Origin of the sequence: Streptomyces sp. NBC_00178 (assembly GCF_036206005.1) — a bacterium.
Taxonomy (GTDB): Bacteria; Actinomycetota; Actinomycetes; order Streptomycetales; family Streptomycetaceae; genus Streptomyces.
This window is the reverse complement of sequence record NZ_CP108143.1, coordinates 1,729,657-1,755,644: the sequence shown is the minus strand read 5'-3', so window position 1 is coordinate 1,755,644 and position 25,988 is coordinate 1,729,657. Positions and strand designations below refer to the sequence as shown.

Below are 25,988 nucleotides of genomic sequence, written 5' to 3'. Positions count from 1 at the left end.
CTGCCAGATCGGTTGGCCCCCTGGCGCTGGGCGCGATCATGCCAGGACACCGGCGGTTCTGGCAGCTGTGAGCCACTGAGGGAATTCCTGTAGGAGCTGGTTGTAGAGCTCGTCGTTGTTGACAGCGTATGGAGAGCGACCGGCATGGAAGAACCCTGCATTATCGACAACGCGGTGAGTTGGGACTGCGAGGGTGTCGAGTTTGCGCAGGAACGCGAATTCGTTGTCGCGGGGATCGCCAAATCCGATGAATTGCCAGAACAGGGGGAGCCTGGCTGCTTTGCAGATGTAACGTTCGGCAGCGAGCTTGCTGGTGGGCCCGCCGTCGGTCTGGAAAATGACCAGCGCCGGGGCTTCGCTGCCCGATGCCGTGTAGTGGTCGATTACCTCGTCCATCGCCCAGTGGTAGTTCGTCCGTCCCATATGGCCGAGGTTCGCGTGGAGTTTGTCGATCCGGCCCTGGTGCCGTCCTAGCGTCAGGTCGGTCGAACCGTCGACATCGGTGGAGAAGAACACGACCGGGACGATGCCGTCATCATCGAGATGCGCCGAAAGGGACAGCACCTGTTCGGCCAGATGCTGCATGGTGCCGTCCGTGTAGTAGGGCCGCATGGACCCTGAGCGGTCCAGCACCAGATAGACCGCGGCCCGCACACCTTCGAGCCCATGCGCGCGGACACTCCCGCCCGCGGCCTTGTACAAGCTCACCAGATCAGGCGCGCGTTCCATGACCTTGGTCAGGCTTATGGCGGGGGAGCCGTCACCTCTGTTCGACACGATCGCTCCGTCCTTCCCTGCGGTCCGGCATGCGCAACAAACAGGAGGGACACCTGTGGCACAGGTCAGGGGCAGGATGGGTGTGCTGCCACACCCCTCCACGCCGCCGCTTTCAGTGCGGTCGTTGGACACCTCGTGCCGGCGCCTGGTCTACGCGCAGCAGGTCCTGTCGGCCGCGCCAGCCCTGATGCCTCTCCGCCTTGGTGGCTTCGTTCACCGGCATGGCGTCATGATGCCGGTCCACGGGCCCGGGCCGCAGCGACTTGAACGTTTCCGGAGCAGTCTGGCGACGGACCGCGATCAGCCCCTTCGACGGAGGCTGAACAGCAGTCACCGGCCCAGGCCGCCGCTCAGCGCCGCCTCGTCAGCGGGCCGCGTACCGCACGAACTGCGCCCAGCGGGCGGGGGAGACGGTCAGGTGGGGGCGGGTGACGTCCTTGGAGTCACGGACGAGGACGGCGTGCGGGGTGGCGGCGACCTCGGCGCACTCGCCTCCGTCGCCGGCGCTGTAACTGCTCCTGGACCAGACAGGATCGGTGGTCGTCTCGGGTTCGCCGTTCATCTCTCTCCCGCCAACTCTTCGATCAGCGCCAGGGATTCGCCGGGGCTCAGGGCCTGGGCGCGAATACTCCCGTACCGTGCGGCCAGAATACGTACCTCCTCCGTGTCGGTGACCAGTCTGTTCGCGCTCTGCACCTCCAGATAGGCGAGCTGCTGCCCTCCCTTCGGTGTGAGCAGGACGAACGGCCCCTCCAGGGCGGGATGGTCCTCGCAGCCCATGGGCAGCACCTGGATCGTCGTGCTGCGAAGAGTGGCGAGGTGCCGCATGTGTTCGAGCTGACCGGTGCGTACCTTGCGCCCGCCGACCGACCTGCGCAGTACGGATTCGTCGATGACCGCGCTGACCATCGGCGAAGGCCACCCGGTCAGCGTTTCCTGGCGAGCCATCCGCGCGCTCACGCGCTGTTCGATCGTCGCCTCGTCCAGCAAGGGCTGGCGTGACATGAACGTGGTGCGCGCGTACTCCTCCGTCTGGAGGAGGCCGGGGTAGGTCAGCGTGCTGAAGAAACTGACCTCCACCGCGTCCGCCTCCAGGCGCGCGTAGTCCCGGAACCACGCCGGATGCTTCACCCGCGCCCGTGCCTTCGCCCGGGTGACGTCCTCCTTGGCCGCGCGCAGCAGTCCGCCCGCTCCGAGCAACTCGTCCGCCGCGTCCAGGAACTCCGGCTGCGCCGTGCGCCGGCCCCGCTCCAGGGAGCGGATCAGGTCCTCGCTGTATTCGAGCCGCTCGCCCAGTTCCCGCTGGGTGAGGTCCGCCCGCTCCCTGAGCAGCCGGAGCTGGCGGCCGACGACCCGGAACAGGTCCGACGCCGCCTCGTCCGGTCCGTCGTCGCGAACCGTGCTCTCCAGAACCACCGGTACCACCGGTACCCGTCGCCGTGGGTACCGGTACACGCTCGTCACCTTACCGCGATCACCCCTGGTAAGCGTACGGTCACGGGGGCCACGCTGAGTGGTGTGAAGAGTGAATCCGTACACCCCGGTATGCACCGGACAGTGGTTCAGGCCCCGCAGTTCACGCAGTTGCTCAGCGCCACCCGGCGAGGTGCCCGGCTCGGGCGTCTGCTGACGGTGGAACAGCTCGTTGCCTGGGGGTGGTTCCGTGACGGCGATGCCACCCGCGCCGCTGCCCTCGTGGTCGCGGAGCTGGCGTCCAACGCCGTACGGCACGGGCGCCTGGAGGGGCGTGGCTTCCGGCTCGCGCTCGTGCGGCTGCCGGGAGGGGGACTCAGGGTCGAGGTCACCGATCCGCGCGGGGAGTGCCTGCCCGTCCGTTCGGAGGATGGCCTCGGGCTGGTGGTGGTGGACGCTCTGACGGCGGACTGGGGCGTGCGGCCCTTCCCACCGTCCGGGAAGACCGTGTGGGGCGAGATCGTCCCGTAGGCCGTGCGCCCGCCCGCGCCCGTCTGACCGCCCCGCCTATCGCCGTGCCGTGCTGTTCGCGCCGTCGATCGCCTCCCGGACGATGTCCGCGTGGCCGGTGTGCTGGGCCGTCTCCTGGAGGAGGTGCAACAGCACCCTCCGCACCGGCCAGTGGCGTACGACACCGGGTTCCCAGGGCGTCTCCGGCAGCGGGACCTCCTGGTCCGGGGCCGTTCGCACGGCCGCCTCGTCGGTGGCGCCCGCCGCCTGCTCGTAGGCCTTGCGCAGAGCGGTGGCCGTGGCGCCTGCCGGCGCCTGGTACTGCCCCGTGTCCCACATGCCGTCCGGGGTACCGGGCGCCCCGGTGAGGATGTGCGTCCAGACCAGTTCGGCCCGGGTGAGGTGGTTCAGGATGCCGCCCAGCGTCAGCCCGCTCACCGTGGACCGCTCGGTGAGCTGGGCGTCGGTGGCGTCCAGCACGGTGATGAGCAGGAGCCGCCGTGCCTCGCGCAGTGCCTGGAGGATGCCCTTGGTCTCTGGAGTCATGGCGGGAGCGTAGGAGGCGATCAGGCCGGAATCCGTCCTGATTGCGGTGCCGCACCGGGGGGCGTCGCGCCGGTTGCCGCGAGGCCGCGCAGGTCACCCGGCCGTGCCGGGGAATCAGCGGGCCGGGGCAGACGTTGGACCGGCGGCGGAGGCGGCCTCCGCAGCGGTCACAGCAGAGCTGGAGAGTAGAAGAGTCATGCGCGTCGAGATCTGGAGCGACATAGCCTGCCCGTGGTGCTACATCGGCAAGGCCCGCTTCGAGAAGGGCCTGGCCGGGTTCGCCCACCGCGACGAGGTCGAGGTGGTGCACCGTTCCTTCGAGCTCGACCCCGGCCGAGCCAAGGGCGACACCGAGCAGGTGATCGACATGCTGGCCCAGAAGTACGGGCGCACCCCCGAGGAGGCCCGGGGCATGGAGGCCAACGTCGCCGCCAACGCGCAGGCCGAAGGGCTCGGCTACCGCACCGAGGGCCGTGACCACGGCAACACCTTCGACATCCACCGGCTGCTGCACTTCGCCAAGGCGCGGGGGCGCCAGGACGAGCTGCTGAGCCTCGCCTACCGGGCGAACTTCGCCGAGGAGCGCTCGGTCTTCGACGACTCGGTGCTGGCCGACCTCGGTGTCGAGGCGGGTCTGGACGCCGAGGAGGTGCGTGCCGTGCTGGCCGACCCCGAGGCGTATGCCGACGACGTGCGCGCGGACGAGCGTGAGGCGGCCGAGTTCGGCGCCAACGCCGTGCCCTTCTTCGTGCTCGACCGCCGCTACGGGATCTCCGGCGGCCAGCCGTCCGAGGTCTTCGCGCAGGCGCTGGAGCAGGCGTGGAAGGACCGCGAGGTCAGCGCCCTCGTCCCGCTCGGTGAGGACGGCGTCGTCTGCGACACGGACGGTGCCTGCGAGGTCCCCGGTAGCGGCGCCCAGGTGTGAGCACTCCCCGGAACCGCCGCTCAACCCGACGTGATTGACGCCGGATTGGGCGGCGGTCAGGCTGGAGGCATGGAGACTCCCGCGATCGACCAGGTCACAGCCGCAGAGTTCGCCCCCGAGACCACCTATCTCAACACCTCCAGCTGCGGCATCCTGCCGCGCCGGACCGTCGCGGCCGTCCTGGCGCTGGCCGAGGACAACGCGGCCGGCCGGCCGGCCGGTGCGGGCAGTTTCGAGGCCGTGGACGCGGCCAGGTCCGGGTTCGCCCGGCTTGCCGGTGTCGGCCCGGACCGGGTCGCCGTCGGCGGTTCCGTCGCAGCCCACGTGGGGATCGTCGCGGCCTCGCTGCCCTCGGGTGCGGAAGTCCTGGCGCCGGAAGGGGAGTTCAGCTCCGTCGTCAGCCCGTTCGCGGTGCGCGGCGACCTGAAGATGCGCTACGTCCCGCTGGAGGAGCTGGCCGAAGCGGTGCGCCCCGGGACCGCGCTCGTCGCCTTCTCGTCCGTCCAGTCGGCCGACGGCCGGATCGCCGATCTGGACGCGGTCCGCGCCGCTGCCGCCGCGCACGGGGCCCGGACGCTCCTCGACGCGAGCCAGTCGGCGGGCTGGCTGCCGCTGGACGCGGCGGCGTACGACTACACCGTCACCGGCGGCTTCAAGTACCTGCTGTGCCCCCGGGGCACGTCGTTCCTGACCGTGACCGAGGAGGCGCAGCCCGCCCTCCCGTCGCTCTACGCGGGCTGGGTCGCGGCCGAGGACCGCTGGAACAGCACGTACGGGCCGGTCGGGCGGCTCGCCGTCGACGCACGGCGTTTCGACGCGGCGGTGGCGTTCTTCGCGTACCACGGGGCCGAGCAGTCGCTGGGCCTCCTGCACGAGATCGGGCCGGACGCGCTGTACGCCCGTGCGACCGGGCTCGCCGCGCGGTTCCGCGAAGGGCTGGCGTCGATCGGACACGAGGCGGTGCCCGGCGACTCCGCGGTCGTGGCGGTGCCGGGCCTGGGGCACCGTGAACCCGAGCTCGCCGCGGCGGGGGTCATGATCTCCGCCCGGGCGGGGAATCTGCGGGCCTCGTTCCACCTCTACAACACGGAGGCCGACGTCGACCGCGCGCTGGACGTGCTCACCGGCTGAGCCGGGGCGGAGTCACGGAGTCCGGCAGTCCCCGCCGTCCTTGCAGAGGTTCGCCTCCACCTTGGCGAGCAGCCTGATCAGCTCGTCGCGCTCGCCCGTGCCGAGCCCGGCGAGGGTGTGGTCCTCCAGGTCCGACCAGGCGTCGCGCACCGCGTCGTGCAGCCCGCAGCTCTCGTCCGTCGCCTCTACCAGCACGGCCCGCCGGTCGTCCGGGTCGGGGCGGCGGCGCACGTGCCCCGCCTGTTCCAGGCGCTGGAGCATCTTCGTGACGGTCGACGGGTCGAGATCCACGGCTTTGATCAGCTCGGACTGGCGGACCGCGCCGTGGTCCCACAGGTGCATCATCACGAACTCCTGCCCCGGGTAGAGGCCGAGCCCCCTGAGCAGCCTGCCCGCCGTCATCCGGTGCAGCCGGGCGATGCGCGAGACCGCGTGGCTGACCGGGCCGCCGTGGGCCGCGCCCGGCAGCCCGGCGGTACACGCGGGGTCGGCGGGGGCTGTGCGTTCGGCCGTCATCGGGACTCCTCCTGAGGGTGCCGCCACCGGCTCCATGCCGGTCCTGTGGCATCTGCGTGAACTTTACCTTGGTCGGCCAATCAATCGGCTACAGTGGCGCACGGTCGATTACTTGGCCGACCATATAAATTCCCCGGAGGCTTCCATGACCACCGTCTTCGACCCCGTCGACCTGTCCGGCATCCAGCTGTCCAACCGGATCGCGCTCGCCCCGATGACCCGGAGCAGGGCCGGTGCGGGCGGCACGGCGACCGACCTCACCACCGACTACTACACCCAGCGGGCCTCCGCGGGCCTCCTCATCACCGAGGGCATCCAGCCCTCCGCGGTGGGCCAGGGCTACCCGGCGACCCCCGGCCTGCACAGCGCCGAGCAGGTCGCCTCGTGGCGCAAGGTGACCGACTCCGTGCACGCCGCGGGCGGCCGGATCTTCGCCCAGATCATGCACGCGGGCCGTATCGGACACCCCGTACTGCTGCCGGACGGGCTGACGCCCGTCGGCCCCTCCCCGGTGACCGCGCCCGGTCAGCTTCACACGCAGCACGGCCCGAAGGACTTCGTGGAGCCGCACGAGCTGACCGGCGCCGAGATCCGCGCCACCATCGGCGACTTCGTCACCGCCTCGCGCAACGCCATCGAGGCGGGCTTCGACGGGGTGGAGCTGCACGGCGCCAACGGCTACCTGATCCACCAGTTCCTGGCTCCCAACACGAACCTGCGCACCGACGAGTGGGGCGGGTCCGAGGAGGCACGCCTGCGTTTCGCCGTCGAGGTCGTCAAGGCGGTCGCCGCCGAGATCGGGGCCGGGCGCACCGCGCTGCGCATCTCCCCGGGAAACCCCTACAACGGCATCGAGGAGCCCGAGCCCGACGCCCTCTACACCGCGCTCGTCGCCGAACTCGAACCGCTCGGACTCGCCTATCTCCACCTGCTGGAGCAGATCGACATCCGCGAACTGACACTCACGCTGCGCAAGCGCTACACCGGCACGCTCGTCATCAACGTGTTCTCCGGCGGACCGACCGGACCCGGGCACCACACGGTGATCGACGACGGGGTCGCCGATCTCATCTCGTACGGCGCCCTGTTCCTCGCCAACCCGGACCTGCCGGCCAGGCTGCGGTCCGGCGGGCCCTTCAACACCCCCGACCCGTCCACGTTCTTCGGGGGCGACGCCAAGGGCTACACCGACTACCCCGCGCTGCACACGGTCTGACGGGAGCCGCCCCGGGGGGAAGCCCTCGGGGCGCGGCGGGACGGCCCGCGTGCCGGGCCGTCCCCACGGCGGTGCGGTGGGGGCCGTCCCCACGGTCGTGCGGCGCGGGACCGGCCGGCCGGGATAGCCGTAAAGACCCCGTGGCAGACTGCCGCCGTGGACGACGACACGACGCGGGGCGCGACGCGAGGTACGACGGACGGCATACGGATCAGGCCGGGCGGCCCGGCGGACGCGCCGGCCATCCTGGACATGCTCGACTCCGCCGTGGCCTGGATGAACGCCCGCGGCAACACCGAGCAGTGGGGCACGACCCCGTACTCGCGGATTCCCGGCGGCACCGAGCGCGTCGAGCGCTACACCACCCTGAACCAGCCGTACGTCGCCGAACTGGACGGCGTACCCGCCGGAGCCCTGGTGCTGGACTCCGGACCGAGCCCGCAGATGCCCATCGCGGCCGCCGGGGAGCCCGAGCGGTACGTACGCCTCCTGGTCACCGACCGGCGGCACGCGGGTCTGGGCATCGGGGCGGCCCTGCTGGCCCACGCCGTGGAGGAGGCCCGGCGGGCCGGTGTCGGCCTGCTGCGCGTCGACTGCTGGGCGGGCGGCGGAGGCGGGCTGGTCGCTTACTACGAACGCAACGGCTTCGAGCCCACCGACACCTTCCTGTCCGGCACCTGGCCGGGCCAGGTGCTGGCCCGGCGGGTCGACTGAGACGGTCCGCCGGGCGGGTTCCCCCGCCCCCGCCGACGCCGACTGCTACAGGGGTGCGCCGTGCCACCTCCACGAGGTGACACGGTCGCGGCCCGGCAGGTCGGCGCGGCCGGTGGACCAGAGCAGCACGGCCCACCGGTCCCCGTCGTCCGGGGCGTCGGGGAAGAGCCGGGCGAGCACCCGGTCGCAGAGGTCCAGGGGCGGGGACCAGGCGAGCGACAGACCTGCGGCGACGTCGTGGGTGTGCACCAGCGTCTCGACGACGCCCATCGCGGCGAAGCCCTCCGGGTCGGAGAGCCCGAACACGTGGTGGGAGCGCACGTCGGACGGGGTCGTCCGCACCATCGCGCTGAGCAGCGCGCCGCTCGCCTCCAGCGTCGCGAGCAGCCCGGCGGTGCCCGCCTCCGGGTTCGCGAACACCGAGTTCCTGGGACCGCCGTCGCGCACGGACCCGTAGCGGTAGGGCACTTCGCGGTCCTGCGGAGGCGTGCGCCCGCCCAGTTGGACGGCGTACGCGAACAGGTCGTCGCTCAGATGCTCCACGGTCTCCCAGCAGTCCCACTCCAGCGTTCCCGCCGGAACGCGCCAGTCGTCCGCGGGGGACAGAGCGAGGGTGTCGGCCGCCAGCCGCACCGCCAGCGTCACGTCGTCGGCGGTGACCGGCGGCCGGGCTCCCGTCAGCGCGGCGCGTTCCGGCGCACCGAGCTCCACACAGAACTCGTTGCCCTCCGGGTCGGCCAGTGTCGCCCAGCCCCTGCCGTCGGGCCTGCGATGGTCGCCCACGAGCGTGGCCCCCAGCGCCAGAAGCCGTTCGACCTCCTCGTCGCGGGTCCGGCCCTCGGGGCGCAGATCGAGGTGGACGCGGTTCTTCGTGCTCTTCGGCTCGGGCACCGTGATGAACAGCAGTGCGGCCCCCGGCGTCTCGACGAGCGCCTCGGGGTCTCCGGGCTCGTCGTCGTCGGACACGGAGGAACCGAGCACCGTGGCCCAGAAACCGGCGAGCTTGTAGGCGTCGGCACAGTCGACGGTGATGTGCTGTACGAGTGAGGTCATGGGCCCACCCTCTCCGGCACCGGGCGCCCCGGTCCAGCGAGTTGAACGCGCCGCGACCCGGAGGGCCGGCGGGCGCCGTCGGGGCGGGACGCACGGCGGAGGGGCGGGACGCATACGGTGCGTCCCGCCCCTCCGGAGCGTCCTGCCGTCTACCTCACCGGGGTGAAGTCGCGCGCCCCGATGAACTCGGGCCGGCGGATCGGAGCCGCGAACGGCTCCTGCGCGGTGTTCTCCACGCTGTTGAACACGATGAAGACGTTGCTGCGGGCGTACGGGGTGATGTTGTCCCCCGAACCGTGCATGCAGTTGCAGTCGAACCAGGTCGCCGAACCGGCCTTGCCCGTGAAGAGCTTGATGCCGTGCCGGTCGGCCAGCTTCGTCAGCGATTCGTCGGACGGGATACCGGCGTCCTGCATCTGCAGGGACTTCTTGTAGTTGTCCTTCGGCGTCTCGCCCGCACAGCCGACGAACGACTTGTGGGAGCCGGGCATGATCATCAGCCCGCCGTTGGTGTCGAAGTTCTCGGTCAGCGCGATCGAGACGGACACGGTCCGCATGTTCGGCAGGCCGTCCTCGGCGTGCCAGGTCTCGAAGTCCGAGTGCCAGTAGAAGCCCGACGCCCCGAAGCCCGGCTTGACGTTGATCCGCGACTGGTGGACGTACACGTCGGAACCGAGGATCTGACGGGCCCGGCCCACCACGCGCTCATCACTGACGAGCTTCGCGAAGACCTCGCTGAGCTTGTGCACCTCGAACACCGACCGCACGCTCTGCGACTTCGGCTCGATGATCGAGCGCTCGTCGGCGCGGACCGCCGGGTCGGAGATGAGACGCTCCAGCTCCGCCTGGTAGACGCCCAGTTCTCCGGGGGTGACGATCTGGTCGACGGTGAGGAACCCGTTCTCCTCGAAGCCCTGGAGGTCCTTGGCGGAGACGGGCCCCGGCGCGCCCGGCGCGGACCAGATGACCGGGTCCTGGCGGGGAGTGGTCATCTCGGCGGCGCCCCGCGAGGGGTACAGGTCGGTGCGTACGTCGGTGGTCATGGTTCAGCCCTCCTCTGTCAGCAGCGGGTATACACCGTTCTCGTCGTGGTCCTCCCGTCCCGTGACGGGCGGGTTGAAGACGCACACGCAGCGGAAGTCGGTCTTGGGCCGCAGCGTGTGGCGCTCGTGTCCGTCCAGCAGGTACATCGTCCCGGGGGAGATCCAGTGCGTCTCGCCGGTCTCCTCGTTGGTGAGCTCGGCCTCGCCCTCGGTGCACAGAACGGCCTCGATGTGGTTCGCGTACCACATCGACGTCTCCGTGCCGGCGTACAGCACGGTCTCGTGCAGCGAGAAGCCGACCTTCTCCTTGGCGAGCACGATGCGCTTGCTCTCCCAGGTGCCGGAGGCGGACTTGATGTGCCGGTCGGTGTTCTCGATGTCGCTGAAAGATCGGACGATCACGGTGGGATGGTGCCTTTCTCTTCTGTCCTGCTCAGTGGGTGCCTTCCGCTGGGGCGTGTACCCCGCTCAGGCGGTCTCACGGACGGACCGGGCCAGTGTGCGCAGGCCCTCGTCCAGCTCCTCGGGGGTGATGGTGAGCGGCGGCAGCAGCTTCACGACCTCGGACTGCGGGCCGGACGTCTCCAGCAGCAGGCCCAGCTCGAACGCGCGGCCGCATACGGCGGAGGCACGCGCGGGGTCGGTGAACTCCAGGCCCCAGACCAGGCCGCGGCCGCGGAACTGCGCGGTCTCGTCCTCGCCGCAGATGGCGAGCAGCGTCTGCTCCACCTGCTGGCCACGGGCCAGGGTCTGCTTCTCCATCTGCCCGTCGGCCCAGTAGGCGTCGAGCGTGGCGGCGGCGGTGACGAAGGCCGGGTTGTTGCCGCGGAACGTGCCGTTGTGCTCGCCCGGCTCCCAGATGTCCAGCTCGCCCTTGAAGAGGCAGAGCGACATGGGAAGGCCGTAGCCGCTGATCGACTTCGAGAGCGTGACGATGTCCGGGACGATGCCGGCCTCCTCGAAGGAGAAGAAGCCGCCGGTCCGGCCGCAGCCCATCTGGATGTCGTCGACGATCAGGAGCATGTCCTGGCGGTGGCAGAGGTCCTGGAGCGCGCGGAGCCACTCGGCGCGGGCGACGTTGATGCCGCCCTCGCCCTGCACGGTCTCCACGATCACGGCGGCGGGCTTGTTCAGCCCGGAACCCTGGTCCTCCAGAAGACGCTCGAACCAGAGGAAGTCGGGCACCTGGCCGTCGAAGTAGTTGTCGAACGGCATCGGGGTGCCGTGGACCAGCGGGATGCCGGCCCCGGCGCGCTTGAAGGCGTTGCCGGTCACGGCGAGCGAACCGAGCGACATGCCGTGGAAGGCGTTGGTGAAGGACACGACGGACTCGCGGCCCTTGACCTTGCGGGCGAGCTTCAGCGCCGACTCGACGGCGTTCGTGCCGGTCGGGCCGGGGAACATCACCTTGTAGGGCAGGTCGCGGGGGCGCAGGATGACGTTCTCGAACGTCTCCAGGAAGGCCCGTTTGGCCGTCGTCGCCATGTCCAGGCCGTGGGTGATGCCGTCGCGCTCGATGTAGTCGATCAGCGCGCGTTTCAGCACCGGGTTGTTGTGGCCGTAGTTGAGCGATCCTGCACCGGCGAAGAAGTCCAGGTAGGAGTGGCCGTCCTCGTCCGTGAGCCGGGCGCCCTGCGCGCGGTCGAAGACCGCGGGCCAGCTGCGGCAGTAACTGCGTACTTCCGACTCAAGGCTCTCGAAGACACTCAGTGCGGGCGGGGTGATGGTCACAGCGGATCTCCTGCTCGAGGGGGGTTGTGACGGGCGGCGGGTCGGGCATGCCCCGGGAAGCCGCGCCCGGGCGGGGCGCGGAGGGGCGTACGGACGCCCTAGAAGGGGCCGATGCGGTACAGCACTTCCGGCAGGTGCGTTCCCTCGGGGAACAGCGTGCCGTCGAAGAGCACCTCGTGCTCCACGGGCACGTCGTGCCGCTGGGCGAAGGAGGTGAACAGCCGGTCGGAGGCGGCGTTGTCCGGCGTGATGGTCGTCTCGACCGAGGCGAGACCCTGCTCGGAGGCCACCCGGGCGGTCAGCGCGTCCAGCAGCGTCGCCGCCAGTCCCTTGCCGCGGTGGGCGCTGTCGACGGCCACCTGCCAGACGACGAGCGTCTCGGGGCGGTCGGGACGGATGTACCCGGTCACGAAGGCGATCGGGTCGCCGTTCTCGTCGCGGGCGACCACGGAGGTCGCCGCGAAGTCACGGCACCACAGCAGGTAGCTGTACGAGGAGTTCAGGTCGAGAACCTCGGAGTCGCGGGCGATGCGCCAGATCGCGGCTCCGTCCTCCACTCGTGGGGTGTCGATTCTGAGGAATTCGCTTCGGGCACGGGCAAAATCTGCTGGTGCGGCGGTCATGCGAATTGAATTTACCCAGCAAAAATCAAAATTGCATCGCCGGAAGGGGTTGGGTCAGCAGGGAGGCTGTGTTATCACCCAGGCGCGGACCGCCGTGGATTGGGTGAAAATTTGAATGCATTTGTCCTAAATTTATCGGTCATAACGGAACTGGTGTGGGGTCGGTCACATCGTTGTAACCCCCATGACACGCGGCCGGATCGCATGGTTCCACCCTGTACGAACTCCCGCGTTTAGGAATGCGAGGAGCGGGAAGACGAATGCGGGGAGCTGCTCCGGAAAAAGCAGCTCCCCTTTCATCTGGGTCAATTGGGCCGAACGGGTGACCCGGTGCAATTCATTCGCCGGGCCAGGTTTCCTTCACGGCTTCGCGGGCAGCATCCAGGTCGGTCTTCCGGCCCGCGTCCGCCAGCGCGTCGCCCAGGGCGGCCAGCGAGGACACCACCGCGTCGCGGGTCGCCTCCGCGCCGTAGTGATTGACCCGGACCATCTCCTTGGCCAGGGCCCCGCCGCCCGCGATCAGAGGCAGCGACGGGTCGGCCGCCAGGGCCCGGGCGACCAGCGCCGAGGCGTCCACCCCCGCCGGGGTGCGCAGGGTCGTGGCCACCGGCGCCGCGTCCCGGGCGTCATGGACGTAGGGCTCCAGCCCGCCGCCGAGCGCCGTGGCGCCCGCGCGGGTCGCCGCCGCCGCGGAGGCGTGCCGGGCGGTCACGGTGTCCAGACCCTCCGCCTCGATCCGCTCCAGACAGGCCTCCAGCGCGAGCATCTCCAGCTGCGCGGGGGCGTGCGGCAGCGCCGTGCGGCCGCCGTCGATCCAGCGCGCCTTCCAGTCGAGCAGCGAGAGGTAGGACTGACGCGGAGCCCGCGGGTTCGCGGCCATCCGCTCCCAGGCCCGAGCGCTCACGGACACGGCGGAGACGCCGGCCGGCCCGCCCATCGCCTTCTGCGCGCCGATGACGCACAGGTCCACGCCCCAGGCGTCCGGCAGCAGCGGCTCGGCGCCGACCGACGCGACGGCGTCCAGCATGAACAGCGCGCCGTGCGCGCGGACGGCCTCACCGATCTCGGCGACCGGATTGGTGTTCCCGGTCGCCGCCTCGGCGTGCACCAGCGACACGAAGTCGATCTCCGGGTGCTCTGCCAGCGCCCGCTCGACCTGCTCCGCGGTGACCGCGGAGTGGAAGGGGACCGCGAGGTCGACGACCTCGGCCCCGCAGTCGCGCAGCCAGTTGCCGAAGGTCTGGCCGTACGGACCCGTGACGACGTTCAGCGCGGTCGAGCCGGGACGGGCGCCGCCCCGGATGCAGCCCTCGAGGGGCAGCAGTGCCTCGCCCTGCATGATGACGACGTCCTGCTCGGTGTCGAGGAGGCCGGCCACCCGCCGCTCGATCTCCGCGAAACGTGAGGCGGTGAGCGGGGCGAGGTCGAGGAACGGGTGCGTCACGGTGGTGCTCTCTTCGGGTCGGCCGGTGCGCGGTGGGCGCCTGCGTCGAGGGTACCCAGCACCTCCCCGGGCCCCGTCGGGACCGCCTCGTACAGTGCTGTGCATGAGTGATCACGAGGTGGCGCCGGTGCTGCGGATCGAGGGGCGGGTGCTCGTCGGGCCCGACGAGGTGAGGGACGGGCTCTGGGCCGTCGACGGGCGCGTCACCTACGAGCGGCCGCCCGGCGCGGACGACGCCGTGACCCTCACCGGGTGGGCGCTTCCCGGACTGGTCGACGCGCACTGCCACGTCGGCCTCGACCACCAGGGGCCGGTCGACGCGGCGACCAGCGAGAAGCAGGCCCTCACCGACCGGGAGGCCGGCACGCTGCTCATCCGGGACGCGGGGTCGCCCTCCGACACCCGGTGGGTGGACGAGCGCGAGGACCTCCCGAAGATCATCCGGGCGGGCCGGCACATCGCCAGGACCCGCCGCTACATCCGCAACTTCGCCCACGAGATCGAGCCGGGCGATCTGGTCGCCTACGTCGCCCGGGAGGCGCGGCGCGGCGACGGCTGGGTGAAACTCGTGGGCGACTGGATCGACCGGGACGCCGGGGACCTGACGGCGTGCTGGCCCCGCGGGGAGGTCGAGGCCGCGATCGCCGAAGCGCACCGGCTCGGTGCCAGGGTCACCGCGCACTGCTTCGCCGAGGCGGCCCTGCGCGATCTGGTGGAGGCCGGCATCGACTGCATCGAGCACGCGACCGGGCTGACCGAGGACACCGTGCCGCTCTTCGCCGAGCGGGGTGTGGCGATCGTCCCCACGCTGGTCAACATCGCCACGTTCCCGGATCTCGCGGCAGGCGGTGAGGCCAAGTTCCCGCGCTGGTCCGCGCACATGCGCCGGCTCCACGCGAACCGCTACGAGACCGTGCGCGCGGCGTACGACGCGGGCATCCCGGTGTTCGCGGGTACGGACGCCGGCGGCTCGCTGGCCCACGGGCTGATCGCGGACGAGATCGCCGAGCTGGTGAAGGCCGGCATCCCGCCCGTGGACGCCCTGTCCGCCACGGCGTGGGGCGCACGGCGGTGGCTCGGGCGCCCGGTGCTGGAGGAGGGCGCCCCCGCCGACCTGGTGCTGTACGACGAGGATCCGAGGCAGGACGTGCGGGTGCTGGCGGCCCCCCGCCGGGTGGTGCTCAATGGCAGGGTGACGGGCTGACGCGCGTTGACCCCGAGCGGGGCGCCGTGTTGACCAGCAGTGACCCCCGGTCCCGCTGCTCGTTGAGTCACCTGTTTCTCGTGGTCCGCGGGTGGGGTGGCGGGCCGCCCGGGCCGTCGGAAGGGTGACGGCAGGGAACTTCTGTGCCGCTGGATTCGAATGCGCACGCGGAAACCCCCCTTTGGAGTGAACGGGCTTTAGGTATCCGCCAGTTCACTCTCCGTGCGTAAAGATTCACGGAGTCGAGGCCACCGGTGCCCGCGATGTCCCCCATTGGACGGCGCCGGCGGCTCCATGTCTCATGTGGGGGTTCCACCATCTTGAACAGCAACACCTTCCGCCTGGCCGCCCTGGCCGTCGCCGCGGCTCCCGTCGCCCTGCTCGTCGCCGTCCCCGCGCACGCAGCCACCGCGACCGCCCCGGCCACACCGGGAGGCGGCCACGGAAAGGCGAGCGCGGTCGTGCTGCGCGCCGGGCTGGACGTCTCGCTCGTGAACAAGGTCCACGTACCGCTGCGGACCTCCCTCAACGAGGTGCACGCACCGGCGAGCGCCGGGAGGACGGCGCTCAGCGTGGAGCTCGACGGTGCGGAGAGGGGCCGCCCCATCCACCTGCTGAAGGCGGACGTGGCCACGGCGGACGCCACGGTGGACCGGCGCGGGGCCCAGGGGTCCGCGAACATCGCCAAGGCCCGTGTCCATCTGCCCGGGCTGCCGCTGCTGTCGCTGATCGAGGTCGAGAAGGTCACCTCGGAGGCGACCTGCAAGGCGGGCGGGAAGCCGGTCGCGGAGTCCAACGTCCTCGGGCACGTCTCCGTGCTCGGCAAGCGGATCCGGCTCACCTCGGGAGGCACCACGGAGGTCGCGGTGCCGGGGGTCGGCAAGGTGACGCTCGACCTGTCGAAGACCACGACCACCTCCCGGACGGCGGCCGCGACCGCGCTGAGCCTGCGGGTCTCGGTGAACCCGATGAAGCTGAACGTCGCCGAGGTCGAGGGGGAGGTCACGCTCGCCGAGGCGACGTGCGAGACGCCCAGGGGCGGCGGGTCGCACGGCGGGGGACAGCACAACGGGGGACAGCACAACGGGGGTTCCGGCAACGGAGGTTCCGAGGACGGAGGCTCGGGGAACGGCGGAGGCGACGGGGGTGAGGACGGAGGATCCGGCGGCACCGCCGGTTCGACGGGCGGATCGACGGATGGCTCGACCAGCGGCTCCACGAGCGGCTCGACGGGCGGCTCCACGGGCGGCGACGGCGGCTCGGGTGACACGGAGGGCGCGGGTGACACCGGTGGCACGGGAGGGAACGGCACGGGCGGCAAGGCGGACCCGGTCGACGTGAAGCCGCAGACCGGCACCGGCCCGGCCCGGGCGGGCGGCACCGGCGACCTCGCGGAGACCGGCTCCAGTTCCTCGACTCCGTACATCGCGGGCGGTGCCGCCGTCCTGCTGGCCGTCGGGGCCGGTGCCACCGTGATCGCGCGCAGGCGTACCCAGGGCTGACCGGTCCCCGGGGGAGAGCGGTGTCCGCGTGACGGAACACCGCTCTCTCCCGCGGGGCGGCCGTCAGCCCGCGGCTCTTCGCGGCAGGCCCTGCAGGGCCAGGTCGAGGGCCTGAAGGAACCGGTTGGTCGTCACGCGGTCGCGTACGGCGAGGCGCAGCCACTCGCTGCCCAGTCCGGGGAACGTGTCCCCGCGCCGCGCGGCGAAGCCCCGCGAGCGCAGCAGCTCACGCACCTCGTCCGCGCGCTCCAGCCGCAGCAGCACGAAGGGCCCGGCGGCCGGTTCCACGACCGTCACCTCGCCGAACTCCGCCAGCCCGGCCAGCAGATGCGCCCGGTCCACCGTGATCCGGTCCGCCGCGTCCGCCGCCTCGACCAGGGCGCGCGGGTCCATGCACGCCTCCGCGGCGGCCAGCGCCGGCGAGGAGACCGGCCACAGCGGCTGGGCCTCCTGCAGCAGCGCCGTCGTCGCGGGATCCGCCAGCACGTAACCGATCCGCAGACCCGCCAGGCCCCACGTCTTGGTGAGGCTTCGCAGCACGACGAGGCCGGGGACGTCCTGACGCGCGCACAGGGCCTCCCGCTCACCCGGCACGACGTCCATGAACGCCTCGTCGACCACCAGCGTCCGCCCGGGCCGCGCCAGTTCCTCGAGCACGGCGGCGGGATGGAGCACGGAGGTCGGGTTCGTCGGATTGCCGATCACCACCAGGTCCGCTTCCTCGGGCACGTCCGCCGGATCGAGCCGGAAGCCGTCCTCCGGGCGCAGCAGCACCCGCCCCACCTCGTGACCCGCCGCGCGCAGGGCCGCCTCGGGCTCCGTGAACTGCGGGTGCACCACGACCGGCCGGCGGGCCGGCAGGGCCCGGGCGATCAGCACGAACGCCTCGGCGGCCCCCGCGGTGAGCAGGACCCGCTCCTCGGGCAGACCGTGGCGCGCGGCGACCGCCGCACGGGCCTGCCGCCCGTCCGGATAGGCGGCCAGATCGCCCAGCGACGCGGCGATGCGTTCGCGCAGCCAGTCGGGGGGCGTGCCGGTCCGTACGTTCACGGCCAGGTCGGTCAGATCCAGGCCGCGTATCTCCGCGTCACCGTGGTGCCTCAGGTCGGGCCCGGTGTTCTCGACGTGCTTCGTGGGGGGGAGCATGGCAGCCATGGTGGACGGCCGGGCGCCATTCGTCGATGCCCGGGTTCCGGACATCGGGTTCCGGCGGGCCACCGCACAGGTCACCGACGCCGACTTCCGCTTCGGGACGAGCAGTTCACCGGCCGTCATGAGGGCCGCGGCCTCGGCGACCGACGCGGTGGCCACGGCGGAGCGCGGTACGGCCGAGGGGTTGGGCACCACGACCGCGGCCAGCTCACGGGCCGTGTACGACCGCAGCGGCACCCCCAGCCGCGCCGCCGCTCCGGCGATGCCCGCGTCGGCGGCTCTGGAGTCCAGCGTCGCCAGCTCGACCACGTCCTCGGCCGCGAGACCGGCCGCCTCCAGCGTCCGGCGGATCAGCCCGATCACCTCGTCCGCGGGAGCGCCCCTGCGGGCACCGACACCCACGACGAGCGCGGACCGGGTCATCGGAGGGTGTCCTTCCCGGGAGACACGGGTGAGGGCAGCCTGAGGTGCGGAGGGCGGGGTCGATCCGCTAGCAAGGGCCCATGGCGGTATTCGTCGCGCTCGGCGCGTTCCTCATGACCCTGGTGGGCGGCTGGGTCGCGCAGCGCGTCAGCGACCGCCGGCACCTCGTGCTCGGATTCGCGGGCGGGCTGATGCTGGGCGTCGTGGGACTCGATCTGCTGCCCGAGGCGATCGAGGCCGCGGGGGAGCACGTCTTCGGGGTCCCCGCCGCGCTCCTGCTCTTCGTGGGCGGCTTCCTGACGGCCCATGTGGTCGAGCGGTCCCTGGCCGTACGCCAGGCGGCACACGGGGCGAGCGAGCATCGCGTGCCGCAGGTGGGCCTCACGGCGGCCGCCGCGCTGGTGGGCCACAGCCTGATGGACGGCATCGCGCTCGGCGCCGCCTTCCAGATCGGCGGGGGGATCGGGGCGGCCGTCGCACTCGCGGTCATCACCCACGACTTCGCCGACGGATTCAACACGTACACGATCACCAGCCTCTACGGGAACGCCCGCCGCAAGGCCCTCGTGATGCTGTTCGCGGACGCCGCGGCCCCGATCCTGGGGGCCGCGACCACCTTGCTGTTCACCCTTCCGGCGGAACTGCTCGGCTGTTATCTCGGCTTCTTCGGCGGAGTGCTCCTCTACCTCGCCGCGGCCGAGATCCTTCCCGAGGCGCACCACGACCACCCGGCGCGCTCCACGCTGCTGTGCACCGTGGCGGGAGTGGGCTTCATCTGGCTGGTGGTCGGCATCGCGGAGTGACCCCGCCCGCCGCCGCGCAGCCACGACCGCTCCCCGGCGTGACCGCGCGGGGCTCACCCCCCGCACCGCTCCCTGGCGTGACCGCGCCGGGCTCACCCCCCGCACCGCTCCACGAAACGCCGGGCCACGGCGGGCTCCGCCGCCCAGTGCGTGTGGAGGTAGCTCGCGTGCACGCCGCCCTGCACGAAGCCCTCGACGCGCCGCTCCGGCTGGAGCAGCCCCCAGGCCGGGGTCTCCCCGGACCCGGGCTCCAACACCGTCCGGTGGAACTCGTGGCCCCGCATCCGGGTTCCGGCTGCGGCCAGCACGCTGTCGGACACCGCGACCGCCTGCCGGTAGCCGAGCGTGAGCCGCTCGGACATCCGGGCCGAGGCGTCCAGCACCCCGCACATCGGGCGCCCGTCCAGTTCCCGGGCGAGATAGAGCAGGCCCGCGCACTCGGCGGCCACGGGGGCGCCGGACGCGGCGAGCGCGGTGACCGCCCGGCGCAGCGGCTCGTTGGCCGACAGCTCCGGTGCGTACATCTCGGGGAAGCCGCCCCCGACGACCAGCCCCGCCGTGCCCGCGGGCAGCTTCTCGTCGTGCAGGGGATCGAAGACGACGACGTCGGCACCGGCGGCATCGAGCAGTTCGGCGTGCTCCGCGTAGGCGAACGTGAACGCCGCCCCGCCCGCGACGGCCACCACGGGCCGGACGGGCGGCACCGGATGCCGTTCGGGCTCCCACGCCCCGCCGGGCAGCGCGGGCGCCGTACGGGCCAGCGCCATCAGGGCGTCCAGGTCGCAGCCCTCGCGCACCCGCTCGCCCATCGCCCGTACGGCGTCGAGCGCGTCGGTCCGGCGCTCGGCCACCGGGACGAGCCCCAGGTGGCGGGACGGCGTCGCCACCTGCGGAGCCCGCCGCAGTACTCCGAGCACCGGCAGCCCCGACTCGTCGAGCGCCTCGCGCAGCAGCGCCTCGTGACGGTCGGACGCCACCTTGTTGAGGATCACCCCGCCGATCCGCACCTCCGGGTCCCAGGAGGCGAAACCGTGGACCAGGGCGGCGACGGAGCGGGACTGCGAGGACGCGTCGACGACCAGGACGACGGGTGCCCGCAGGAGTTTGGACACCTGGGCGGTCGAGGCCAGCTCGCCCTGCCCGGACGCCCCGTCGTACAGCCCCATCACGCCTTCGACCACGGCCAGGTCGCAGCCGCTCGCCCCGTGGGCGAACAGCGGGCCGATCAGATCCGGTCCGCACATGTAGGCGTCGAGGTTGCGCCCCGGGCGGCCGGTCGCCAGCGCGTGGTAGCCGGGATCGATGTAGTCGGGCCCCACCTTGTGCGGGGACACGGCGAGACCGCGCTCCGCGAAGGCGGCCATCAGGCCCGTGGCGACCGTGGTCTTGCCGCTGCCCGAAGCGGGCGCGGCTATGACCAGACGAGGAACACTCACCACTCGATGCCTCTCTGGCCCTTCTGGCCGGCGTCCATCGGGTGCTTGACCTTCGACATGTCGGTCACCAGGTCGGCGGCCTCGATCAGCTTCTGCGGGGCGTTGCGCCCGGTGATGACCACGTGCTGCGTCCCCGGACGGTCGCGCATCACCTCGACGACCTCGTCGGTGTCGATCCAGCCCCAGTGCATCGGGTAGGCGAACTCGTCGAGCACGTACAGCTTGTACGTCTCGGCGGCCAGGTCGCGCTTGACCTGCTCCCAGCCCTCGCGGGCCTTCTCCTCGTTGTCCAGCTGATTGTCCCGCTGGACCCACGACCAGCCCTCGCCCATCTTGTGCCAGTCGACGCTGCCGCCCTCGCCGCTCGCCCCGAGCACCTTCAGCGCGTTCTCCTCGCCGACCTTCCACTTCGCCGACTTCACGAACTGGAACACCCCGATCGGCCAGCCCTGGTTCCACGCCCGCAGCGCCAGCCCGAAGGCGGCGGTCGACTTGCCCTTGCCGACGCCCGTGTGGACGAACAGCAGCGGGCGGTTGCGCCGCTGACGAGTCGTCAGTCCGTCGTCCGGTACCGATACCGGCTGTCCCTGTGGCATTACGCGGCCCTCCCGGCAGCAGTGATGTCCTTGACCAGCCCGGCGATCGAGTCGGCCCGCAGCTCGTCGAGCGTGACCGCGCTGCCTCCCAGATCCCGGGCGAGCTGTGCGGCGAGACCGAGGCGCACGAACCCCGACTCGCAGTCCACGACGACCGACGCGGTGCCCTCGGAGGCGTGCAGTCTTCCGGCCCGCGCCGCCAGTCCCAGCGGGTCGACGCCGCCGGTCGCCCGGCCGTCCGTGACCACGACGAGCAGCGGCCGCCGCGACGGGTCGCGCAGCCGCTCCACCCGCAGCACGTCGTGCGCCTTGAGCAGACCGGCGGCCAGCGGGGTGCGCCCGCCGGTCGGCAGCGACTCCAGCCGCGCGGCCGCCGCGTCCACCGACGAGGTCGGCGGCAGCGCCACCTCGGCGTCCCTGCCCCGGAAGGTGACCAGGCCGACCTTGTCCCGGCGCTGGTAGGCGTCCAGCAGCAGCGACATCACCGCGCCCTTCACGGCGCCCATCCGCTGCCGGGCCGCCATCGATCCGGAGGCGTCCACGACGAAGAGGACGAGATTGCCCTCCCGGCCCTCCCGCGTCGCCTGCCGCAGATCGTCCCGCCGTACGACGAGACCGCGCCCCGAGCGGCCCCGCGCCCGCTGGTGCGGGGCGGCCGCCTGCACGGTCGCCGCCAGGTGCAGTTTCGTCAGCGCGCCTTCGGGCCGTCGCGACCCCGTGGTCCGCCCGTGCTCGGTGCGCGCCCGGGAACGCCGCCCGGCCGCGCCCTCGCCCAGTCCGGGAACGCTCAGCATCTTCGTGCGGAACGGCTCGCCCGACCGCACCGGCCGCTGCTCCCCGGCACCGCCGGCGGGCGCGGGCGCGGGCGCGTCGCCGCTCCCCGCCTGCTCCGGGCCGGGCGCGTCGGAGGGGTCGGAGCCGCGGTCGGCGCCCCCGTCGTCCGGGCCGGAGCCGTCGGGACCGCCGCCCTGCGGAGGCACCCCGCCGCCGGGACCGTCCGGGTCCGGCTCGTCGTCGCTCCCGCCCCGGTCGTCCTTCGCGTCCTCGAGGGCGTCGTCCAGCTTGTCCTCGTCCAGTCCCGGCGCGTCGAACGGATTGCGCCGCCGCCGGTGGGGGAGCGCCAGCAGCGCGGCCTGACGCACGTCGTCGGCCACGACCTCCTCGCGGCCGGCCCACGCCGCCAGCGCGGTCGCCGTACGGGCCATGACGATGTCGGCGCGCATCCCGTCCACCTCGAACGCCGCGCACGTCGCCGCGATCTGACGCAGTGCGCCGTCCCCGAGCACCACCCGGGGAAGCAGGGCGCGCGCGGCGACGATCCGCTCCCGCAGGGCGTTCTCCTCGCCGGCCCACCGCTCGGCGAAGCCCGCCGGGTCGTCGTCGTACGCCAGCCGCCTGCGCACGACCTCGACGCGCACGTCCGTCTCGCGGGACGCGGCCACCTCGACGGTGAGCCCGAAGCGGTCGAGGAGCTGCGGCCGGAGTTCGCCCTCCTCGGGGTTCATCGTGCCGACCAGCAGGAAGCGCGCCGCGTGCCGCACGGACACGCCCTCGCGCTCGACGTACGAGGCGCCCATGGCCGCCGCGTCGAGCAGCAGGTCCACCAGGTGGTCGTGGAGGAGGTTGACCTCGTCCACGTACAGGATCCCGCGGTGCGCGTCGGCGAGCAGGCCCGGCTCGAAGGCCTTCACGCCCTCGGACAGGGCCCGTTCGATGTCGAGCGCCCCGACGAGGCGGTCCTCCGACGCGCCGACGGGCAGCTCCACGGTCCGCGCCGCACGCGCCGCACCGGCCTCCGCGCCGTGCGGGCCGTCGGGACACGCCGGGTCGGGCGCCCCCGGGTCGCACGAGAACCGGCACCCGGCGACCACCGGGACCTCGGGCATGAGCGCGGCGAGCGCGCGCACGGCCGTCGACTTCGCGGTGCCCTTCTCACCCCGGACGAGCACCCCGCCCACGGCGGGACTCACGGCGTTGAGCAGCAGCCCGATCCGTAGATCGTCCTGCCCGACGATGGCGGTGAAGGGGTACGGCGTACTCACAGGGCCTCCTCGGTCGCGTGTACTTCGGTCGTTGCTTCCGGCACGGCCGGTGCGCCCTCGCGGACGTCCGGCCCGGTCGCCGGGGTGCGGGCGGGCACCGGCGCGGGCGCTCCCGGCGGCACGAAGGGCAGCCCGGCCGGTGCCCCCTCCTCGATCAGCCGCCACAGGGCGTCCGTGTCCGCGTGCTCCTCGATCAGATCCCCCAGCCGGTCGAGCTGCTCCTCCCGCAGCGCCGCGAAACTCGTGTCCGGGGCCGCGGTGAACCGCCGCCCGGCCGCCCGGGCGACCTCACCCAGGAACGCGCGCCGGAAGGCGTCGCTCTCCAGCGAGCCGTGCCAGTGCGTCCCCCACACCGACCCCACCCGGCAGCCGTCCAGGAAGGGCTCGCCGCCGCGCACGTCGGCGACCCCGTGATGGATCTCGTACCCCTCCACGGGCTCGCCCAGCGCCGACCCGGACGGCCTGCCCAGCACCTTCTCCCGGCCGAAGCGGACCCGCACCGGCAGCAGCCCGAGCCCGTCCACCACGCCGGCCCGCGACTCCACGTCGTCCTCGATGCGCTCGCCCAGCACCTGGAACCCGCCGCAGATCCCCAGCACGGGCCGCCCCTCGGCGGCCCGTCGCAGCAACGCGTCCGCCAGTCCGCGCTCCCGCAGCCACGCCAGCGCCTTCACGGTGCCCCGTGTGCCGGGCACGATCACGAGGTCCGCGTCGGCGAGCTCCTCCGCGCGGTCCACGAACCGCACGACCACACCGGGCTCGGCCGCGAGCGCGTCCACGTCGGTGAAGTTCGACATCAGCGGTACGGCGCACACCGCCACCCGCAGCACGTCCTCACCGTGCGGCGGCGCCACGACCGACTCGCGCACGGTGCCGCGCATCGAGACCCGCAGCCCGTCCTCCTCGTCGATGCCCAGCCCGTGGGCGTACGGCAGCACGCCGAAGGTCCGCCGCCCCGTGAGCCCGTGCAGCATGTCGAGACCGGGCTCCAGCAGCGACACGTCACCGCGGAACTTGTTCACGAGGTAACCGGCGACCAGCGACTGGTCCTCGGCGCTCAGGAGCGCCGTCGTACCGAAGAACGAGGCGAACACACCACCCCGGTCGATGTCCCCGACCACCACCACCGGAAAGCGCGCGGCCCGCGCGATGCCCATGTTGACGATGTCCGTGCGCCGCAGGTTGATCTCGGCGGGGCTGCCCGCCCCCTCGCAGATCACGGCGTCGTACGAGCTCCGCAGCTGCTCCAGGCAGTCCACGACGGTGCCCAGCAGGGCTTCCTGCCGACCGCCGTGGTAGCCGCGGGCGCTCATCTCGCCGACCGGCCGGCCCATCAGGACCACCTGGCTGGAACGGTCGCCGCCCGGTTTCAGCAGCACCGGGTTCATCAGGGCCGACGGCTCCACCCGGGCGGCCTGCGCCTGCATCGCCTGGGCACGGCCGATCTCCGCCCCCTCCCGGGTGACGAAGGAGTTCAGCGACATGTTCTGCGCCTTGAACGGCGCGACCTTCACCCCCCGGCGCACCAGCCACCGGCAGATCCCGGCCGTGACGACGCTCTTGCCCGCGTCCGAGGTGGTCCCGGCCACCAGCAGTCCGCCGCTCATCTGCCCCTCCGTCCCCAGGCCAGCCGCCCCGCCGCACAGACGCCGAGGGCCAGCACACTCACCCGGCGCGACAGCCGCACCGCGCGTTCGATGTCGGCGACCCGCACGTCCCGGCCCGCCTCCCCGTTGAGCACCGGCCGGTGCTCGACCCGCCCGCCGTAGGCCAGGGTCCCGCCCAGACGAACGCCGAGCGCCCCCGCGAACGCGGCCTCCACCGGGCCCGCGTTGGGGCTCGGGTGCTTCCCGGCGTCCGAGCGCCAGGCGCGGACGGCCTGGCGGGGACGGCCGCCCGCGGCCACGGCGAGCGCGGCGGTGAGCCGGGCCCCGGGCCAGCCCGCGAGGTCGTCGAGCCGGGCCGACGCCCAGCCGTAGCGCCCGTAGCGGGGCGACTTGTGCCCCACCATCGCGTCGAGGGTGTTCACGGCCCGGAAGCCGACCAGTCCCGGCACCCCGCCGAGCGCGCCCCACACCAGGGCGCCCACGACGGCGTCGGAGGTGTTCTCGGCGACGGACTCGACGACGGCCCGGGCGATCCGCGGCCCGTCGAGCGCCTGCGGGTCGCGCCCGCACAGGTGCGGCAGCCGCTCCCTGGCGAGCTCGACGTCCCCGGCCTCCAGGGCACCGCCGATGGCCCGGGCCTCGCGGCCCAGCGACGTGCCCCCGACGACGGCCCAGGTGGCGGCGGCGGTCAGTGCCACGGCGGCCGTGGGACGGTTCCGCACGGCGCGGGCCGCCAGCCCGGCGGCGGCCGTGGCCCCGCCCGCGCAGACGAGCGTGTGCAGGGCGCCCCAGCCCCGGTGGTCGTGCCACAGGCGGCTCTCGGCGCCCGCGGCGGCCCGCCCGAAGGCGGCGACGGGGTGGCCGCGCCGGGGGTCACCGAGCAGCAGGTCGCCGATCAGACCGGCGGCGGCGCCGTACGCGAAGATGCGGTCGGCTCGCACGGATCAGAGGTCCGTCGCGCCTCGCAGGGACGTCGTCACGGGTGGTGCGGGCAGGGACGCACGGCGGCCGGGCATGGCAGATGTCCTCACTCAGGGTCCGCGCCCTGGTTCGACGTGACCGGCGACGAGAGTCTCCTGGCTTCCGGATCCGCGGGTCCTCCGGCCTTCCAGCCCGCGGTGGCGGGCCGTGACTTCCGTGTGGAGGACTGCTCCCCGGTGACAGTGGCGGGACCGCGCCGGATTCGCACCGGCTTCCTCTCCTGTCGCCGTAAATGGCTCCGGCAGTCCACCACGCCCCGTGAAGGCCCGTCAACCTGCCGTTGACCTGCGAGGCTTCGGTGTGGCCGGACGCACACCGGGCCGGACACACGCACGGTGTGTCCGGCCCGGAGGGGTGCCCGAGGGGGTCAGGCGACGATCAGGTAGATCCCGTACGCGACCGCCGCCGCGCACACGGCGAAGCAGGCGTAGGCGCCGGTGCGCGCCAGGGCGTGGGAACCGGCGCCGCCCTGGCCCGTCCGCACCTGCTTGGCCAGGCCGGTGATGCCGAGGGTGAAGAGGCCGACGAGCGCGACGGTGACCACGAGGCTGATCCCGAAGACGGAGGCGAGAGCCGCCCAGTCGATTTTCATGCGGATGC

At 72.6% G+C, this 25,988-nt stretch carries 26 protein-coding genes and 1 riboswitch; of the genes, 8 read left to right on the top strand and 18 right to left on the bottom strand.

Translation table 11 applies throughout. The features are described from left to right. Positions 1 to 36 precede the first annotated feature (36 nt). The 3 genes from OHT61_RS07575 to OHT61_RS07565 form a co-directional block, all read right to left on the bottom strand. Entirely contained in the window at positions 37 to 729 is a 693-nt protein-coding gene (locus tag OHT61_RS07575) for a vWA domain-containing protein (RefSeq protein WP_329043140.1), read from the bottom strand. A gap of 412 nt (positions 730 to 1,141) precedes the next feature. Next, complete coding sequence (locus OHT61_RS07570) at positions 1,142 to 1,339, bottom strand: DUF397 domain-containing protein (RefSeq protein WP_329036182.1); 198 nt, start codon at positions 1,337 to 1,339, stop codon at positions 1,142 to 1,144. Beyond that, positions 1,336 to 2,187, bottom strand: a complete 852-nt coding sequence (locus OHT61_RS07565) for a helix-turn-helix domain-containing protein (RefSeq protein ID WP_443049605.1) — start codon at positions 2,185 to 2,187, stop codon at positions 1,336 to 1,338. Before OHT61_RS07565 ends, OHT61_RS07570 begins: the two co-directional genes overlap by 4 nt. Before the next feature lie 147 nt (positions 2,188 to 2,334). On the opposite strand from OHT61_RS07565, the gene OHT61_RS07560 reads away from it, so the two are divergent. Then, a complete protein-coding gene (locus OHT61_RS07560) occupies positions 2,335 to 2,721 on the top strand; it encodes an ATP-binding protein (protein ID WP_443049371.1) in 387 nt (128 codons plus the stop codon). A gap of 36 nt (positions 2,722 to 2,757) precedes the next feature. Here OHT61_RS07560 and OHT61_RS07555 read toward each other — a convergent pair whose 3' ends face one another. Beyond that, the gene (locus OHT61_RS07555) at positions 2,758 to 3,246 is read right to left on the bottom strand and encodes a mycothiol transferase (protein WP_329036179.1); all 489 of its coding nucleotides are present in this window, start codon (positions 3,244 to 3,246) and stop codon (positions 2,758 to 2,760) included. A gap of 196 nt (positions 3,247 to 3,442) precedes the next feature. Between OHT61_RS07555 and OHT61_RS07550 the strand changes: the two genes are divergently transcribed. Together OHT61_RS07550 and OHT61_RS07545 are read left to right on the top strand one after the other, a co-directional pair. Next, a complete protein-coding gene (locus OHT61_RS07550; protein ID WP_329036178.1) occupies positions 3,443 to 4,171 on the top strand; it encodes a DsbA family oxidoreductase in 729 nt (242 codons plus the stop codon). Positions 4,172 to 4,240: 69 nt separating this feature from the next. Next, positions 4,241 to 5,302 carry an aminotransferase class V-fold PLP-dependent enzyme gene (locus tag OHT61_RS07545; protein ID WP_329036176.1) on the top strand — a complete coding sequence of 354 codons (1,062 nt, stop codon included), beginning with the start codon at positions 4,241 to 4,243 and terminating at the stop codon, positions 5,300 to 5,302. Positions 5,303 to 5,314: 12 nt separating this feature from the next. On the opposite strand, the gene OHT61_RS07540 is transcribed toward OHT61_RS07545, so the two are convergent. Then, entirely contained in the window at positions 5,315 to 5,818 is a 504-nt protein-coding gene (locus tag OHT61_RS07540; protein ID WP_329036174.1) for a MarR family winged helix-turn-helix transcriptional regulator, read from the bottom strand. Positions 5,819 to 5,963: 145 nt separating this feature from the next. Between OHT61_RS07540 and OHT61_RS07535 the strand changes: the two genes are divergently transcribed. Next, the gene (locus OHT61_RS07535; RefSeq protein WP_329036172.1) at positions 5,964 to 7,034 is read left to right on the top strand and encodes an alkene reductase; all 1,071 of its coding nucleotides are present in this window, start codon (positions 5,964 to 5,966) and stop codon (positions 7,032 to 7,034) included. Between the two features lie 252 nt (positions 7,035 to 7,286). Further along, on the top strand, positions 7,287 to 7,748 hold the full coding sequence (locus OHT61_RS07530; protein WP_329043138.1) for a GNAT family N-acetyltransferase: 462 nt from the start codon (positions 7,287 to 7,289) through the stop codon (positions 7,746 to 7,748). A 45-nt stretch (positions 7,749 to 7,793) separates the two neighbouring features. Here OHT61_RS07530 and OHT61_RS07525 read toward each other — a convergent pair whose 3' ends face one another. The 6 genes from OHT61_RS07525 to OHT61_RS07500 form a co-directional block, all read right to left on the bottom strand. Continuing rightward, positions 7,794 to 8,801 carry a VOC family protein gene (locus OHT61_RS07525; protein ID WP_329036170.1) on the bottom strand — a complete coding sequence of 336 codons (1,008 nt, stop codon included), beginning with the start codon at positions 8,799 to 8,801 and terminating at the stop codon, positions 7,794 to 7,796. Positions 8,802 to 8,950: 149 nt separating this feature from the next. After that, the gene (gene thpD, locus OHT61_RS07520; protein ID WP_329036167.1) at positions 8,951 to 9,844 is read right to left on the bottom strand and encodes an ectoine hydroxylase; all 894 of its coding nucleotides are present in this window, start codon (positions 9,842 to 9,844) and stop codon (positions 8,951 to 8,953) included. Between the two features lie 3 nt (positions 9,845 to 9,847). After that, positions 9,848 to 10,246 carry an ectoine synthase gene (locus OHT61_RS07515; RefSeq protein WP_329036165.1) on the bottom strand — a complete coding sequence of 133 codons (399 nt, stop codon included), beginning with the start codon at positions 10,244 to 10,246 and terminating at the stop codon, positions 9,848 to 9,850. A gap of 66 nt (positions 10,247 to 10,312) precedes the next feature. Further along, complete coding sequence (ectB, locus tag OHT61_RS07510; protein WP_329036164.1) at positions 10,313 to 11,575, bottom strand: diaminobutyrate--2-oxoglutarate transaminase; 1,263 nt, start codon at positions 11,573 to 11,575, stop codon at positions 10,313 to 10,315. 98 nt (positions 11,576 to 11,673) lie between these two features. Continuing rightward, a complete protein-coding gene (gene ectA, locus OHT61_RS07505; RefSeq protein WP_329036162.1) occupies positions 11,674 to 12,198 on the bottom strand; it encodes a diaminobutyrate acetyltransferase in 525 nt (174 codons plus the stop codon). A 337-nt stretch (positions 12,199 to 12,535) separates the two neighbouring features. Next, positions 12,536 to 13,642: a pyridoxal-phosphate-dependent aminotransferase family protein gene (locus OHT61_RS07500; RefSeq protein WP_329036161.1), complete on the bottom strand. Its 1,107-nt coding sequence runs from the start codon at positions 13,640 to 13,642 to the stop codon at positions 12,536 to 12,538. A 103-nt stretch (positions 13,643 to 13,745) separates the two neighbouring features. On the opposite strand from OHT61_RS07500, the gene OHT61_RS07495 reads away from it, so the two are divergent. Both OHT61_RS07495 and OHT61_RS07490 read left to right on the top strand, forming a co-directional pair. Beyond that, on the top strand, positions 13,746 to 14,846 hold the full coding sequence (locus tag OHT61_RS07495) for an amidohydrolase family protein (protein WP_329036160.1): 1,101 nt from the start codon (positions 13,746 to 13,748) through the stop codon (positions 14,844 to 14,846). 320 nt (positions 14,847 to 15,166) lie between these two features. Next, complete coding sequence (locus tag OHT61_RS07490; RefSeq protein WP_329036158.1) at positions 15,167 to 16,348, top strand: SCO1860 family LAETG-anchored protein; 1,182 nt, start codon at positions 15,167 to 15,169, stop codon at positions 16,346 to 16,348. A 63-nt stretch (positions 16,349 to 16,411) separates the two neighbouring features. On the opposite strand, the gene cobC is transcribed toward OHT61_RS07490, so the two are convergent. Then, positions 16,412 to 17,923: an Rv2231c family pyridoxal phosphate-dependent protein CobC gene (gene cobC, locus OHT61_RS07485; protein WP_329036156.1), complete on the bottom strand. Its 1,512-nt coding sequence runs from the start codon at positions 17,921 to 17,923 to the stop codon at positions 16,412 to 16,414. 80 nt (positions 17,924 to 18,003) lie between these two features. Between cobC and OHT61_RS07480 the strand changes: the two genes are divergently transcribed. Then, positions 18,004 to 18,726 (top strand): ZIP family metal transporter, encoded by a 723-nt coding sequence (locus tag OHT61_RS07480; RefSeq protein WP_329036154.1) that lies wholly within the window; start codon positions 18,004 to 18,006, stop codon positions 18,724 to 18,726. A 92-nt stretch (positions 18,727 to 18,818) separates the two neighbouring features. Here OHT61_RS07480 and OHT61_RS07475 read toward each other — a convergent pair whose 3' ends face one another. The 6 genes from OHT61_RS07475 to OHT61_RS07450 all read right to left on the bottom strand — a co-directional run bounded on the left by OHT61_RS07475 (position 18,819) and on the right by OHT61_RS07450 (position 25,980). Then, positions 18,819 to 20,165 (bottom strand): cobyrinate a,c-diamide synthase, encoded by a 1,347-nt coding sequence (locus OHT61_RS07475; protein WP_329036152.1) that lies wholly within the window; start codon positions 20,163 to 20,165, stop codon positions 18,819 to 18,821. Continuing rightward, positions 20,159 to 20,758 (bottom strand): cob(I)yrinic acid a,c-diamide adenosyltransferase, encoded by a 600-nt coding sequence (cobO, locus tag OHT61_RS07470; RefSeq protein WP_329036150.1) that lies wholly within the window; start codon positions 20,756 to 20,758, stop codon positions 20,159 to 20,161. Before cobO ends, OHT61_RS07475 begins: the two co-directional genes overlap by 7 nt. Next, complete coding sequence (locus tag OHT61_RS07465; protein WP_329036149.1) at positions 20,758 to 22,800, bottom strand: putative cobaltochelatase; 2,043 nt, start codon at positions 22,798 to 22,800, stop codon at positions 20,758 to 20,760. Before OHT61_RS07465 ends, cobO begins: the two co-directional genes overlap by 1 nt. Further along, the gene (locus OHT61_RS07460; protein ID WP_329036147.1) at positions 22,797 to 24,407 is read right to left on the bottom strand and encodes a cobyric acid synthase; all 1,611 of its coding nucleotides are present in this window, start codon (positions 24,405 to 24,407) and stop codon (positions 22,797 to 22,799) included. The genes OHT61_RS07465 and OHT61_RS07460 overlap by 4 nt, the downstream gene beginning before the upstream one ends. Then, positions 24,404 to 25,348, bottom strand: a complete 945-nt coding sequence (locus tag OHT61_RS07455; protein ID WP_329036144.1) for a cobalamin biosynthesis protein — start codon at positions 25,346 to 25,348, stop codon at positions 24,404 to 24,406. The genes OHT61_RS07460 and OHT61_RS07455 overlap by 4 nt, the downstream gene beginning before the upstream one ends. A 129-nt stretch (positions 25,349 to 25,477) precedes the next feature. Next, positions 25,478 to 25,605: riboswitch (cobalamin riboswitch) on the bottom strand. A gap of 150 nt (positions 25,606 to 25,755) precedes the next feature. Next, entirely contained in the window at positions 25,756 to 25,980 is a 225-nt protein-coding gene (locus OHT61_RS07450) for a hypothetical protein (RefSeq protein WP_329036141.1), read from the bottom strand. Between the last annotated feature and the right edge of the window lie 8 nt (positions 25,981 to 25,988).

Coding starts and splice junctions, on each gene's coding strand:
- OHT61_RS07575 (WP_329043140.1), bottom strand. CDS start 729: ATGGAACGCGCGCCTGATCTGGTGAGCTTGTACAAGGCCGCGGGCGGG.
- OHT61_RS07570 (WP_329036182.1), bottom strand. CDS start 1,339: ATGAACGGCGAACCCGAGACGACCACCGATCCTGTCTGGTCCAGGAGC.
- OHT61_RS07555 (WP_329036179.1), bottom strand. CDS start 3,246: ATGACTCCAGAGACCAAGGGCATCCTCCAGGCACTGCGCGAGGCACGG.
- OHT61_RS07550 (WP_329036178.1), top strand. CDS start 3,443: ATGCGCGTCGAGATCTGGAGCGACATAGCCTGCCCGTGGTGCTACATC.
- OHT61_RS07545 (WP_329036176.1), top strand. CDS start 4,241: ATGGAGACTCCCGCGATCGACCAGGTCACAGCCGCAGAGTTCGCCCCC.
- OHT61_RS07540 (WP_329036174.1), bottom strand. CDS start 5,818: ATGACGGCCGAACGCACAGCCCCCGCCGACCCCGCGTGTACCGCCGGG.
- OHT61_RS07535 (WP_329036172.1), top strand. CDS start 5,964: ATGACCACCGTCTTCGACCCCGTCGACCTGTCCGGCATCCAGCTGTCC.
- OHT61_RS07530 (WP_329043138.1), top strand. CDS start 7,287: ATGCTCGACTCCGCCGTGGCCTGGATGAACGCCCGCGGCAACACCGAG.
- OHT61_RS07525 (WP_329036170.1), bottom strand. CDS start 8,801: ATGACCTCACTCGTACAGCACATCACCGTCGACTGTGCCGACGCCTAC.
- thpD (WP_329036167.1), bottom strand. CDS start 9,844: ATGACCACCGACGTACGCACCGACCTGTACCCCTCGCGGGGCGCCGCC.
- ectA (WP_329036162.1), bottom strand. CDS start 12,198: ATGACCGCCGCACCAGCAGATTTTGCCCGTGCCCGAAGCGAATTCCTC.
- OHT61_RS07495 (WP_329036160.1), top strand. CDS start 13,746: ATGAGTGATCACGAGGTGGCGCCGGTGCTGCGGATCGAGGGGCGGGTG.
- cobC (WP_329036156.1), bottom strand. CDS start 17,923: ATGACCCGGTCCGCGCTCGTCGTGGGTGTCGGTGCCCGCAGGGGCGCT.
- OHT61_RS07480 (WP_329036154.1), top strand. CDS start 18,004: ATGGCGGTATTCGTCGCGCTCGGCGCGTTCCTCATGACCCTGGTGGGC.
- cobO (WP_329036150.1), bottom strand. CDS start 20,758: ATGCCACAGGGACAGCCGGTATCGGTACCGGACGACGGACTGACGACT.
- OHT61_RS07460 (WP_329036147.1), bottom strand. CDS start 24,407: ATGAGCGGCGGACTGCTGGTGGCCGGGACCACCTCGGACGCGGGCAAG.
- OHT61_RS07450 (WP_329036141.1), bottom strand. CDS start 25,980: ATGAAAATCGACTGGGCGGCTCTCGCCTCCGTCTTCGGGATCAGCCTC.